General features: G+C 37.9%; 13 protein-coding genes and 1 pseudogene. 2 read left to right on the top strand and 12 right to left on the bottom strand.

Annotated elements, in window-relative coordinates; translation table 11 throughout:
* Positions 1–9: 9 nt before the first annotated feature.
* Together GXK58_RS20275 and GXK58_RS20270 are read right to left on the bottom strand one after the other, a co-directional pair.
* Positions 10–714, bottom strand: a complete 705-nt coding sequence (locus GXK58_RS20275) for a response regulator (RefSeq protein WP_160724994.1) — start codon at positions 712–714, stop codon at positions 10–12.
* 16 nt (positions 715–730) lie between these two features.
* On the bottom strand, positions 731–2323 hold the full coding sequence (locus GXK58_RS20270) for an ATP-binding protein (RefSeq protein ID WP_237389725.1): 1593 nt from the start codon (positions 2321–2323) through the stop codon (positions 731–733).
* Positions 2324–2670: 347 nt separating this feature from the next.
* Between GXK58_RS20270 and GXK58_RS20265 the strand changes: the two genes are divergently transcribed.
* Positions 2671–3972: a CitMHS family transporter gene (locus tag GXK58_RS20265; protein ID WP_160724993.1), complete on the top strand. Its 1302-nt coding sequence runs from the start codon at positions 2671–2673 to the stop codon at positions 3970–3972.
* A gap of 498 nt (positions 3973–4470) precedes the next feature.
* On the opposite strand, the gene GXK58_RS20260 is transcribed toward GXK58_RS20265, so the two are convergent.
* The 8 genes and pseudogenes from GXK58_RS20260 to GXK58_RS20230 all read right to left on the bottom strand — a co-directional run bounded on the left by GXK58_RS20260 (position 4471) and on the right by GXK58_RS20230 (position 11046).
* The gene (locus GXK58_RS20260; protein WP_160724992.1) at positions 4471–4677 is read right to left on the bottom strand and encodes a hypothetical protein; all 207 of its coding nucleotides are present in this window, start codon (positions 4675–4677) and stop codon (positions 4471–4473) included.
* 37 nt (positions 4678–4714) lie between these two features.
* The gene (locus GXK58_RS20255; RefSeq protein WP_160724991.1) at positions 4715–4990 is read right to left on the bottom strand and encodes a hypothetical protein; all 276 of its coding nucleotides are present in this window, start codon (positions 4988–4990) and stop codon (positions 4715–4717) included.
* 203 nt (positions 4991–5193) lie between these two features.
* Positions 5194–5301 (bottom strand): annotated as a pseudogene (locus GXK58_RS20250) (sulfite oxidase-like oxidoreductase); the annotation flags it as partial.
* A gap of 25 nt (positions 5302–5326) precedes the next feature.
* A complete protein-coding gene (locus GXK58_RS27750) occupies positions 5327–5866 on the bottom strand; it encodes a CBO0543 family protein (RefSeq protein ID WP_442862491.1) in 540 nt (179 codons plus the stop codon).
* Between the two features lie 157 nt (positions 5867–6023).
* Positions 6024–7136 carry a lactonase family protein gene (locus GXK58_RS20245; protein ID WP_160724990.1) on the bottom strand — a complete coding sequence of 371 codons (1113 nt, stop codon included), beginning with the start codon at positions 7134–7136 and terminating at the stop codon, positions 6024–6026.
* Positions 7137–7415: 279 nt separating this feature from the next.
* Positions 7416–8591 carry a M20 family metallopeptidase gene (locus GXK58_RS20240; protein ID WP_160724989.1) on the bottom strand — a complete coding sequence of 392 codons (1176 nt, stop codon included), beginning with the start codon at positions 8589–8591 and terminating at the stop codon, positions 7416–7418.
* Positions 8588–9823: a Zn-dependent hydrolase gene (locus GXK58_RS20235; protein WP_160724988.1), complete on the bottom strand. Its 1236-nt coding sequence runs from the start codon at positions 9821–9823 to the stop codon at positions 8588–8590. Before GXK58_RS20235 ends, GXK58_RS20240 begins: the two co-directional genes overlap by 4 nt.
* 20 nt (positions 9824–9843) lie before the next feature.
* On the bottom strand, positions 9844–11046 hold the full coding sequence (locus GXK58_RS20230) for a hypothetical protein (protein ID WP_160724987.1): 1203 nt from the start codon (positions 11044–11046) through the stop codon (positions 9844–9846).
* Positions 11047–11566: 520 nt separating this feature from the next.
* On the opposite strand from GXK58_RS20230, the gene GXK58_RS20225 reads away from it, so the two are divergent.
* Positions 11567–12187 carry an NAD(P)-dependent oxidoreductase gene (locus GXK58_RS20225; protein ID WP_160724986.1) on the top strand — a complete coding sequence of 207 codons (621 nt, stop codon included), beginning with the start codon at positions 11567–11569 and terminating at the stop codon, positions 12185–12187.
* 234 nt (positions 12188–12421) lie between these two features.
* On the opposite strand, the gene GXK58_RS20220 is transcribed toward GXK58_RS20225, so the two are convergent.
* Together GXK58_RS20220 and GXK58_RS20215 are read right to left on the bottom strand one after the other, a co-directional pair.
* A complete protein-coding gene (locus GXK58_RS20220) occupies positions 12422–13105 on the bottom strand; it encodes a DsbA family protein (RefSeq protein ID WP_160724985.1) in 684 nt (227 codons plus the stop codon).
* Between the two features lie 24 nt (positions 13106–13129).
* The gene (locus tag GXK58_RS20215; protein WP_237389724.1) at positions 13130–13534 is read right to left on the bottom strand and encodes a DoxX family protein; all 405 of its coding nucleotides are present in this window, start codon (positions 13532–13534) and stop codon (positions 13130–13132) included.
* Positions 13535–13650 lie beyond the last annotated feature (116 nt).

Raw genomic sequence — 13650 nt, 5'->3', positions numbered from 1 at the left:
ATGACCAGATTACTTCTTCCGATATCTCCTTTCAGGGCGTCCTATGGTCCCGTAAATAACTTCTACTTCCATCTCATTGATTGAAACTAAATACTCAAGATATCTCCTGCCAGTAGAATGACTGGCTCCGATCATTTTTGAAAATTCATCTGCATTTATGTTTTCATTTATATCCTTTATTTGCTGTCTCACTTTTTTTAATGTATGTTTGTCAATTCCCTTTGGCAGTATTCCAGGTAACTCCTCCCGTGTTAAAGGATCTTCCCGTGGTTTTTTCACCGTGAAAAAATCATTAACATCTTCCTGTTCGACAATGGTTAATTTGACTAATTTTTCTCTAGTTTCTTTGAATTGTTCCAGTACCTCAAAGAACTTGTTTATCATAACGGGTTTAAGGATATAACTGAATGCACCTCCCCTGATCGCTTCACTTACCGTGCCAACATCATTAGCTGCTGTAATCATAATAACGTCCAAGCTTCTCAGTTTTTTCCTAATCTCCCATAATAAATCGATCCCATTCATATCAGGAAGAAAGACATCAAGTAAAATGAGATCGGGAGTAAACACATTAAGCATGTCTAGTGCCTGTTTCCCCGTATTTGCAATGGCCACTACTTGGAATCCTTCTGTTTTATCTGTAAATTTCTCATAAATTTTAGCCGCTGTTTCATCATCTTCTACAATCATTACTTTGATTAAACTTTTGCTCATCTATCGTAACCCTCTCTTATTTGCCTTTTGGTAAAACAATGGTAAATTGAGCTCCGCCTGAATCACTGGTTGAAATAAAAATCTCGCCTTCCATTCTTTTTAACGCATTTTTAACAATGGCTAGTCCCAAGCCATGATTTTCTCCTTCTTTTGTCGTAAATCCTTGAATAAAAATCTTATCCTGCCATTCTTGGGGAATACCGTTGCCGTTGTCTTCTATATCAAAGATGATATCACTTCCAATATCTGTGAAAGAAACTTTCACATAGGCCCCGTCAGAATTAGCCCGAACCGCTGCCTCCATGGCATTATCTATTAGATTACCAAGTATTGAAACAAATAGTTTCGTATTTAATGTGGAGGGGATACTCTCAAGGTTACTGTCTTTATCGATTTCCAGGTCTACTTTTAATTCCTTTGATCGATTTATTTTCCCAAGAAGACAAGCGGCAATAAAAGGGTCTTTCACTGAAGAAGTTAAGAAAACCACAATATCCTGACGTTCTTTGACTTCTTCTGAAATCAGTTCCCTTGCCTCGTCATATTGTTCCAGGGTAATCAATCCATAAATAGTATTTAATTTATTTAAATACTCATGATTTTGGGCGCGGATATGCTCAGAAACGTTTTGAACTTTAGAAACTTCATCTATAATCTCCTCTATTTCAGAGACAGGCCGTATAGTTAATACGGCTCCTCTTGTTCTATGATTCTCTAGTATGGGAGATCCATCAACCAAATAGAGCAGTTCGCCAAAGATTACTTTTTGATTAATGATATTTTGTTGATTTTCCATTACGAATTTAATCAGCGTGTTTAAACGCCCATGCTCCATTCTCATGCCTTTCTCAATGTGATCGTGTTTCAACAACTCTCTTGCCCGTTTATTGATGGAGGTTACTTTGCCATCTTTATTGACTGCAACGGTGGCATCTCTAATCGATTCTAAGGTCGCTTCTTTTTCTTTAAACAAAAAAGATATTTCTTCGGGCTCGAGATTAAAAATCAATTTTTTTACCCTCTTTGATATAATGATAGCCCCCCCAATCCCAATTAACAAAATGAAAACAGTAAAATGAATTAACTTAATGCGATAGCTATGAACCTTACCCTCCACTTCAGAGGTTAAGAAACCAACGGACGATACACCGATTATTTCTCCGTCCTCATTATATATAGGGGTCTTTGCTTTAATAGCTTTTCCCGAAATACCAGTTCCTTCGTATATGATCGAGGCGTTATTTTCAAATACCGGTTTGTTGCTGGAACCCATAGGCTTTCCAATATATTTTGTTATATGGTGAGAGTAACGAATATTTTCTTTATTGCCAATTACGACATAGCCGGCACCTGTAGCTTTGCGTATTTCTTCTGCAATGGGCTGTATGGTTAGAGACGGATTTGGATCCTTAAAAGCATTGATAATTTGTTCCTTTTGAGACGTCATCTTCGCAACTGTCATAGCCTGGTTTCCCAATGAAGTTTTAATCATATCATCAATCATAGAGGAAAAGAGGGCGCTTACCGATACAATCGTAAGAAGAATAATAATAGAAATAAATACAATCATTTGTGTTAGCAGCCGTGTTTTTTTAATTCTTTTGCCCAATCATTTCCCCTCGCTTATATTCCTTCATAATGTAACTGCTTTTATTATATAACAATTATAGTAATATTCTAATTTTTTCAGTTCAACTTTCATCAATGTTACTGGCTATTTAGTAACATTGATGAATTATAGAATTGTCTGTGAAAAAAATGAAAATAATTATATTTATTAACAATATTAAAAATATTTAATATATATATTCCTTTGACTGTACCAGTGTTATCCTTTTTGAGAAAGCGCTAACAATCAGTAGGTCACACTCTTGTATTTTTTTATGGATTTACTTTACTCCAAGAAAAATAAGATTTTTTGTGGCCCGCTTTTTACAACGAAGGAGGATATAATGTATGCTATCTTTTTTGGGTTTTTCTATGGTTGCAGTTTTTATGTATTTAATTATGTCAAAACGATTAACACCCCTTGTCGCTCTCATGCTCATTCCCATCCTATTTGGCCTAATCGGGGGTTATGTGAATGATTTGGGTACGATGATGTTTGAGGGTGTCAAAGCTATTGCCCCTACCGCCATTATGATCTTTTTCGCCATTTTGTACTTTGGACTTATGATTGATACTGGTTTATTCGAACCGCTTATTGCCAAAATTTTAAAAGTCGTCAAAGGTGATCCTTTAAAAATTGTTGTAGGTACAGCTGTCCTGTCGATGATGGTTGCTTTAGATGGTGATGGAACCACAACCTATATGATTACTGTTTCGTCTTTGCTTCCGCTTTATAAACGTCTAAGAATGAATCCTCTAATTCTTGCAGGAGTAGCCATGTCCTCAATGGGAGTAATGAATATGACTCCTTGGGGAGGAGCTTCTGCAATGGCGATGACTTCATTGAAGCTTGACTCATCTGAGCTGTTTCTGCCACTCATTCCTGTCATGGGTTTTGGGCTTTTATGGGTTCTTGTTATATCCTTTATTTTCGGAAAAATGGAACGCAGGAGACTTGGAGTTATAGATATTGATGCATTTCGGGAGGTGGCCAGTGCGGCTGAAATGGGTGCAAAAATGGAGTTTAACTATCGCCGTCCAAAACTGGTATGGTTTAACTTTGCTTTAACCCTCATTCTCATAGTTTTGTTAATTATGGATGTTATTCCGCTCATGATTTTATTTATGGTTGCGTTTGCTATTGCTTTATTAGTTAATTATCCAAAAATAAAAGAGCAACAAGAACGAATCTCTTCACACGCAAGTAACGCAGTAGCAGTCGTCTCCATTGTTATTGCAGCTGGTATTTTTACAGGTATTATGTCAGGAACAAAAATGATTGATGCGATGGCTACTACCTTAGTGTCATTGATTCCTGAAGCTTTTGGGCAGCATTTACCAGTGATTGTCGCTTTTTTGAGCGCGCCCTTTACTTTTTTTATGTCCAATAATGCATTTTATTTTGGTGTACTTCCCATTATTGCCCAAGCTGCCGAGTCTTATGGCATTAGCGCTGCCGAAATAGGCCGTGCCTCCATACTAGGACAGCCTGTACACGTACTAAGCCCATTAGTGGCAGCAGCACATTTATTAATAGGTATGGTAGGAATTGAATTTAGTGATTTACAGCGTTTCTTAATTAAATGGGCGCTAGGAACCACTACAGTAATGGTAATAGCAGCACTAGTTTTAGGCGTTATTTCTTTATAACAAAAATGTAGAAAAATTCATTTTTTAATCGGGGGTTAATTCCATGTGGATCATTACTGTATACAACGACCACTCCAAGGGAAATAAAATTATAATGTTTGAATTTGAGACGGAAAAGGAAGCCAAAGAAAATTATGAAAGAATTCAAGGCTGCAAAATTCTTTCCCAGGTTATTTATTATCATCCTCCATCTTTTTCTTTATCTTAAGCGAGCGCTCATACACCAGAGCTTCGATAAACATGCGTAAAATCAAGGAAGCATGATAAAAATCACTATAGGGAACACCTCCATAATTATAAATTAACCTGCTTTGCGACATTCTTGTAATTAGCAATATCAATACCTTAATTTGAGCAATCCATTTATTTTGGTTGTATTACATGCTTGTTTGGATTATTATGGTCATTGCGATTGAAGTTTACCTGTACCTCCTTACTTCATTTACAAAAAAACGAGACAGGAGAAATGCATCTCCTGTCTCGTTAAATATGAACTTTCTATTTTTGCGCTATAAGTTTTTTCAGTGCCTTGTATCGGTGCCCATTTGCCCAATCAACGAAAAAAGCACCACGGTTAATAGACATTATATCTGGACTAAAAAGAGGCATTGATTTCATCGGATAATCGGAAGCAGAATCCATAAGCATTTTAATATTTGGGTTTTCATAGTCCACTTTTCCGCCACTTTGTTTTGTGATCCCCATTCTTACCCGCTCTTAATTCCAACATTTCTCGCACCTATTATTCATTTATATCTAATCCAGATAAATCTAATGAAAGTTCATCTATTACTAAAAATACACAACCGAAAACAGTTCTGTAATCGATGTATTCCCCTGTTACTTCAACATTCACCTCAATAATATTCCTTTTATTATGTATGTATTTTTCTTCAATTAGATTAAACTTAATACTTGAAACAGATACACTAATTTCCTCTAAGGATTTTTTTAGTTCTCTTTCAAATATTGAATGATTAAAGTTTTCCCTGAAGTAAATACGAATAGTAAATTTCATCTCAAAACCTCCTTCTTCTTATAATTTGCAAAATCTTCCTTACTCAACCTTTTTTTCAGATATGGCAAAATTATTCTCATAGAAGTTGAACTTGATATCAAACTTACCTCCCCGTTACAAAAAATTCCTTGTTCCTAAATAGAAACAAAGCATCTTAAGTTTAAGTACTTCTCACCATCTTTTTTTTCGTAAATTAATCTGTGTTAACGGTACCGATCTTCTTTAAATGGATTTGCTGTCATCGAATAGCCCAGCTCTTCCCAAAAACCAGCCTCGTCTACATTCATTAACTCCATCCCTGACACCCACTTTGGTATTGCCTTTGAACGTTCTTTATTACCTGAATTTTGTAATCGGAATATGAAAATATATTATTAAAAAAACTGTACACGTAAAACAAAGAAACCATGCCCAAAGTGGTTTGGTATGATGAAGGCGTACACCAATAAACAAGAAAAACCATACGACACATGACCACCAAAAGTTCCATCCATTGTGGTAAGTGATTAACTTTGCAGAAAAAAATATTGATTCTAAAACTACCTCAAATATGACCCAGGCTGATATATAAAGCATCTGCTTGTACCACATTGATTTATATGGGTATCTGGATAGAAAGATTAAGACTAATGGGATAAAAACTGTAAAGGCAACTATAAAGTCAAATATTGTATGATTCGGATTAAAAAATGATTTATTAAAAGTCCATAATGGGAATCGATACATAATAATGGAAATAAAAAAGTCAACACTAATTATAAAAAGCATGGTTGGATAATACTTCTTCCAATGTCTCCAATCCCCAACTTTCCAAGCCGCAAATATATACAAAACAGGAAGAAATAGTCTTAGATATGAAATGATTGTATGTAACATTGTATCCTCCATAATAAAACGTTATCCTTCCTATTATTTACACTAAACATATTCATAAACAATGGGATTAACTTTGCAATCCCATTGTTTACATCTTATTCGAGGAAGAGAGATGTCTTAATTTTCTGCCTCCTTCCACTATTTTATTACTTTCGACTCAAAGAACGGCTAAACCTTGGGACCCAAAGTATGGAACGTTAGTCCAGGCAGCAACCTGCAATCTTAACAGACTACCATCATCTTGGATATTAAATACTGATACTGTACCCTGATTTCCGTTAAGCGTGTAAAAATGACGTCCATCTTTACTCACTCCAACATCTATCGGCAAACCTGGTGCTGTACCAGGCGGTGTACTAGTAATATGTCTTATCACCGACAAAGCTCCATTTGGATCGATTCGGTAGGTTGAAATAGTGCCGCTTAAGGTGTTGGTAGTGTATGCAAATCGTTCATCCTTCGTTGTTACAACCCAACAGGCAGTCATATAACCGTTTTGTACAGATCCACTAATCACATGAAGGATCCCGTTGTTGCTCAATGAATAGGATGATAATGCGTTTGTCATTGCTTCTGTAACTAAGAGGATTCCAGAGGATAGAAAATAAGCGCCCAATGGTCCTTGACCATAAGAATTATTAACGATTGGTCCTGTAACCGTACCATCTTTATTATTTACATGGAAAATACTAAGATGGTTCGAAGTCAGCTCGGTGACAAGGATTTTACTACCATCTGGAGTGAAGAGGACCTGCGCAGGCTGTGCATTGAAGGTACTGAGAGAATGGGTGGAGCCGGGAATTGGAGTAAGGTGACCATAAGCATCTATGTGAAAACCAGTGATATTGGAAGCAAAATTATTTGCAGCATTCCCTACATTGGATACATAGAGAAGGTTACCAAACACCCCTATACTATTGGGCTGAATACCTCCTGATGGTTTCATATCCGCCAAAACAGGCACTCCGCTGTCGGCTATAATAAAGCTACTGATACTATTGCTCCCTGTGTTGACTGCAAGCAGAAAACGTCCATCTCGTGATAAAGTAAGTGAGCCTTGTGATGTAAGGGGATCGACGCCATCGTTAGCTGTTGCACTAGAGACTTCTTTTGTACCAGTACCTTTGCCTTGAGTCGGGTAGGCACCCATAAAGGTAAGCATTCCATTCATGTCTCTGTGAAAGGCAATGATTTGATTCATTATTTCGTTATTTGTCATCATGTAAACCATACTCGTACGTGCACGAAAATAGTTGTTTGTTTTCTGCATTTACACTCTCCTCCTTTCATATTTTTATATGGTTCTTTTGCTGTTTAAATTCCCAAAATGTATGTAATTGGTTAGCGACGAGTGGCTTATATTGCTCGAAAAAAGCCCAAATAAAATAGTTATCAATCAGGTTTAAATAAAATGACTCCGGCCCAAACCCGGAGTCATTACTAACTGCATAAAAAGGTCTTTTTTAAACTGTCGACTTTATGGGTCACAATTCAAGGTAAACAGATTTAATCTGTCGACTGTAACGGAGCATATCAGACCTCATTATGTTTATTGATTTAGATAATACCAAGCATATTGAGCGTAAAGTTCAGCTCCAGTCGTTAATGCATCCTCATCAATATTGAATTTACCATGATGATGGGCCCATTCTGTATCTTTATCCGGATTACCGCTTCCTACCAAAGCAAAGCTGCCGGGAACCTTTTCAAGATATTTACTGAAATCCTCTCCGCCCATGGTTGGCTTTTCAAAATAGAGGGCATTCTCTCCAAATGCCTCTTTTACCACGCTTTGAACCAAATTTGCACTGTACTCATCATTAATGACTGCTTGAGTTCCTCTTGTATAGTCGACATTAGCTGTCGCACCATACATCGCTGCAACATGTTCAGCATACTGCTGAATTTGTTTTTCAATTTGGTCCCTTGAGTTTGGATCGAAACAGCGGACCGTTCCTTCAATCACAGCATTTTCAGCGATAACATTAAAACGTGTCCCGACCACCATTTTTCCTACTGTCACGACAGCTGGCTTTTGGGCATCAATCGTTCTGGAAACAATTGTCTGGATATTCATGACAAAGGAAGAAGCCACAATCGCTGCATCAATACAATCATGCGGCATGGCACCATGACCGCCCCTCCCTTTGAAGGTCACTTTAAAAAAATCTGCCGATGCAAACGAAGGCCCTGCCGGACAAGATACCTTACCCGTTGGCATTTGTGACCAGATATGGATGCCAAACACGTTGTCTACTCCCTCCACAGCGCCTTGTTCCACAAGTGCTTTTGCCCCTTCTGCTACTTCTTCAGCAGGCTGAAATAATAAACGGACATTCCCAGGCAGATCCTCTTTTTGTTTAACTAATGCTTTGGCAGCGATTAATAGCATGGCCGTATGTGCATCGTGGCCGCAAGCATGCATTTTACCCTCCTCTTTTGAGGCATAAGGTAAATCTTTATTTAATTCTTCGACCGATAATGCATCCATGTCCCCTCTTAAAGCGACTGTTTTTCCAGGCTTTCCCCCTTGAATAGTGGCAATGACACCGGTCGGCACGGTTCTTCGGTAAGGAATACCCAGCTCTTCTAGATACCCGCACACAAAAGCGGTTGTGTTTTCTTCCTCCCAGGAAAGTTCTGGCTCACTATGAAGCTTTCTGCGTAAGGCAGTCAATTCTTCACTGTAGTTTTGGATCGCTTCTTTTATTTTTTGATTGATCATTTCTCTTCAGCCTCCGTTAATTTCTTGGCTGTTTCGTAGAATATTTCTACCGCCTTGGCGATATCCCGAGAGTCTGACCATTCTTCAGGGCAGTGGCTAAGTCCCTTTTTACTTGGAATAAAAATCATGCCTACGTCTGTATAATCCGAAAATACCATGGCATCATGTCCTGCACCGCTGTTAATGGAACAATACGGGATGTGTAAACCACTGCTTGATTGTTTCAGGTGTTCGATGATTTCCCGATTCATTTCCTTTGGCTTCATATATAAACGCTGCTCCGCTGAAATATGAATCCCGTTTTCTCTATAGCTATCTATCAATTTATTCATTTTCTCGATTACATTCTCGATATGCTCTTCTTTGCTGGAACGAAGATCTACCGTAAAGACGACTTTATTTGGAATGACATTCGCACCGTTTGGATATACCTGCAATTTCCCCGTGGTCATCACCGTGCCCTCTCCTTCCATAATGGCAAGGTTCGGAAATTGAGCAATTATATTCGCAGCAGCCACTAACGCATCCGAACGGTGATTCATTGGCGTGTTCCCGGCATGACCGGCCTGTCCCTCAACGGTGATTTCAAATTGAGTCAAGCCAACAATGGCTTCAACGACCCCAATCGGGATCTTCTTTTCCTCTAGAATAGGCCCTTGTTCGATATGCAATTCTAAGAATGCTTTCATGGTCTTGGGATCTCTCTTTTTAGGAAGAGATGGGTCTAAACCGATTTTTACCATCGCTTCCTCTGTAGAGATCCCATCTTGATCTCTTAACTGTTTGAACTCCTCGTCACTGAGTAATCCGGTGATTCCTCTTGACCCCATTAATCCCCCGCCAAACCTTGCACCTTCTTCTTCAATAAGCGCAATGACTTCTAAAGGATATTTAGGCGTAAGTTTGTTTTTCGCAAAAAGACCTGCCACTTCTAGTCCAGCGACTACACCTGCAGGACCGTCATAAGAACCGCCATTAGGTACTGAATCAAAATGGGAACCAACTAGCACGCTGGGGGCATCTTTAAGAGTTCCCTCAAGCTTCCCGAAGATGTTGCCGAAACCATCTTCCCGCACCTGTAAGCCGTATTCCTTCATTTTATTTTTTATATAGTCCCGTGCAAGCCTGTCTTCCTCACTATAGGTAAGCCTGGTTGTCCCATTCCCGGGTGTGGCTGTAAATTTACTTAATGTGTCAATATGCTCTTCAATTCTTCTTTGAAGTTCTTCCATTTATAACCCCTCCGACTTTTTTACAAGAATTTCACAAAGATACCTGCTAAAATGACCGAAACAATCGTAACGGTGATAAACCCGCCCACTAGCATTGGAGGAAGCATGTGGCTTGTTAGTACTTCTCTTTCTTTTTCATCGTTTGTTAAGGACTTGATCACTTCATTTGTAATGATGTAATCAGCTGGGAATCCGTATAATGCCGTTAAGGATACGGCAAATGCCATTTCTTTGCTTACTTTTAAAACTTTCCCGATTACAAAAGAGAAGATATACATTCCGACTACACCGATTACAATGGTCCCAATAAGTGGAAAAAGAATTTCAAGCATCATGCTTGGTGTCGCTTGTTTTAAACCATCGAAGATGAACAGCATGAGTGCCATGATCGCTAAGCCGAATCCATTTGCTTTTTGTAAAACCTGCTTTTCTAAGAAGCCGATACTTTTTGCGATAACCCCAAATAATAAACAGAGAACAAATGGACTAATCGAAACGATTGGAGCTAATAGAGTAGAAACTTCATAGGCCAGAAACCCTACAAACGCAAGTCTGAAAAATTTAAAAAATTCAGTGTTATACCTTTCAGGCATCTTTTTAAATAGCTTTAATTCTACTGTTCCTGCTTCAGACGCTGCGGCAACTTCCTTTGCTGCTTGTGATTGATTTACCACTAATTGCCCATTACGATATTGGGTAAGAAGTCTTTTCCCCTCTTTTTTCAACATGACGGATGTCAGTGGATATCCTGCAAATCCCTGCATAACATAGATGACAATCGCGAAAACAGACAGTGATGCGAGACCTGCTTCCTTTGCCCCCTCTGACATAATTAAGGCAGATACTACACCGCCAACTAAAGGAGGGATCGCGACAATAATGGTTTTAAAGCCAAAGATAAAACTGCCAACTCCAAGTAAAAGGGCAATGATCCCAAGTATTCCTGATAGAGCAATGACAACGGTCTTCCATTGGTTCTTTAACTCTTGAAGCGATAATAATGTTCCCATATTTGTGATTAAAAGGTACATAAACATGACAGCTACAACTGGTGGTATCCCTGCGATTGATACGATTTCTTTAGGAAAAAATGTCCAATAACCAATTAGAAACAAAACGGCACAGATAAAAATTGAAGGCACCCATGCTTTCGTACGAACCGCTACAAAATCCCCAATAAATAAAATAAGAATGACAATGACTAATGCTAGCATTTGTGACATAACTATCCCTTCCCCCTCTATGATGATAGATTACTTTTCGATGTACGAAATAGTTTTATTTATTAGAATAATAATATAATTTTATTTTTCAGTCAATTGTAAATATTAGAAAAGTGTTGTAACTAATTACATAAACGTTTTTATAATTGATCGAAAGGTATTTTCTTTTTATAGTCAAACAATTATATTATTCTTTTAATAATTTCAGTGACAGCCAATAGAGCTCTTAACGATATTGGTTGAGACATAGGAGGGAAAAAATCCTTAAGGGGCGGCGTGGAGAATGTACATCATATGGTAAAATACGGAACAGGCATTCACTCTCTATTTAACTATTCCTTCACGATGCCATAATCGTTTGAACTCCTTCATTTACCGTTAACTACAAATCCTAGGGTTATGAAATCCTGCCAATTAGCGAGCATTCGGGAGAAAACCATATTAAGCTGAGGGAGTTGAACAAGACAATAAAATACTTTTATAGTAAGATATTAATATTTACAAAAGGAGCCCCATTCTTATGAATATTTTAGTACTAGGTGCAACTGGACGAGTTGGAAGCCAAATAGTTACCTATACCCTTCATGACAGACATCATGTTACTGTATTAGTTCGCACGCCAGGGAAGATCCAAATAAATAATGAAAATTTAACCATTATTCAAGGGAATGTTTTAAATAAAGATGATATAGTACGTGCAATGCATGGGATTGATGTAGTTATTAGTGCACTAAATACTGATGGCTCCACGACTCTATCAGAAAGTATGCCACTTATTATCGAGGCAATGGAAAATGAAGGTATAAAACGAATAATCACTTTAGGAACTGCGGGAATTCTGCAAAGTAGAACTACCTCAAAATCTCTGCGATATCAATCAAATGAATCAAAGCAGAAGTCAACCCGTGCAGCGAAAGAACATCATAAAGTTTTCGATATGCTCAAACAATCAACTCTCGAATGGACGATTGTCTGTCCCACGTACTTGCCGGATGGAGAAAGGGTAGGCAACTATCGAATAGAGCGAAATTTTTTGCCTGAGGGTGGTGCTAAAATATCCGTACCGGATACAGCAGAATTTACTTTTAGGCAGATAGAAGCAAGCGATTATATAAAATCGCGTGTAGGTATCGCCTACTAATTAGGGGATTTTAAAATTAAAGACTATAGGTGTTCAAAAAAGGAGTAACCTTGGTATTACTCCTTTTTTTCATGGGTACAACACTTAAAAGTAATTTATTAGATTTGTTATGGCTGGTGCTTTACATCAGCTTGAATAGCATAAAAGTACCATATGCGCAATAATTCCTATTTTTCAATTTGCCCCAGGCTATCAAAAGAGCCTTCCAATAGTGGAAAGCTCAAACTATAAATATTATTCCTTAGCCGCTTCTTCGACTCTTTTCTTGAAGTCGTCATACGTATTTCCTTCAAATTTTACCCCGTTGATAAAAATCATTGGGGTACTTGTCACACTTAACTTTTTGGCGGCATTCATATCTTTTTCCCAGGCTGCTTTTGTTTGTTCATTGTTATAAGCATCAGCCACTCTATTCACTTCCGCCTCAGAGGCAATTTCTCCTAAGGTTTCCTTGAGAAAAGGCTCAGTGAAGATATCCATATGCTCCGCTTTCGTATCGTCCGGCTGCTTGTCATACAAGAGATGATGGAACTTCCAGAACTTCTCATTGCCCAGCTCTTTATATACGGCTTCCGCAAACTTGGCTGAACGTGTCGAATCTATATTGATAAAGGAATAATTCATAAAGTAAAAGGATACTTTTCCTGTTTTGATAAAATCCTTTTCAATACTAGGAAAAAGGGTATCATTGAAGTTTTTACAATATGGACATTTGTAATCACCGAATTCGACTATTTTAACCGGTGCGGAATCTTCCCCTAAAAACGGCTGACCTTCATAATTCATCGCTTGTTTTTTAGCATTATTGGATAGAAAAATTAAACCGACAAGACAGATTGCTGCCAAACCAATCACCCAGAATAGGAATTTAGGAGATTGGTTCCTTGGCTTTTTTGTTTTACTATTTGCTGAAGACATCTTTTCACCCTTCTGGTTAAATACTTAATTATGGTTTTTAGAGAACAATTTCGAATCAAGTGAGAGTGTTGTATTTGAATTTAGAACTAAAAATACTGCCATTACAGCAAAAGCAAGATCTAATTCATAACCAGCACCTTGTCCGTTCCCCATAAAACCTGCTGCTAATTTTACCTTTACGATTGCACCCAACATAATAAGAATAAAAAGGGCTGCAATGTACCGTGTGCCAAATCCAACAACCAACAACAGTCCCCCAACTAATTCAATGATGGCTACTATGTAAGCCCCAAAACCTGGCATTCCTAGACTTTCAAACCAGCCTGCCGTATTGCCAATGCCATTTTGAAACTTTGTAACACCGTGGATAAAGAAAGATAGCCCTAAGAATATTCGTACAACTAATGATCCAATTTCTGTTTTTGTCAATTTACATTCTCCTTCCATTTACAATACACTACAAATTGTAGTGTATAAAATGTTAGTATCCCAAATTACGTTTAACTAACGCACTAACATTACACTACTTATTGTAGTGTAATGTT

It is taken from the genome of Bacillus sp. USDA818B3_A, assembly GCF_009928415.1.
Taxonomy (GTDB): Bacteria; Bacillota; Bacilli; order Bacillales; family Cytobacillaceae; genus Neobacillus.
The sequence above is the reverse complement of the archived record's forward strand: the minus strand, read 5'-3'. Positions and strand labels throughout refer to the sequence as shown.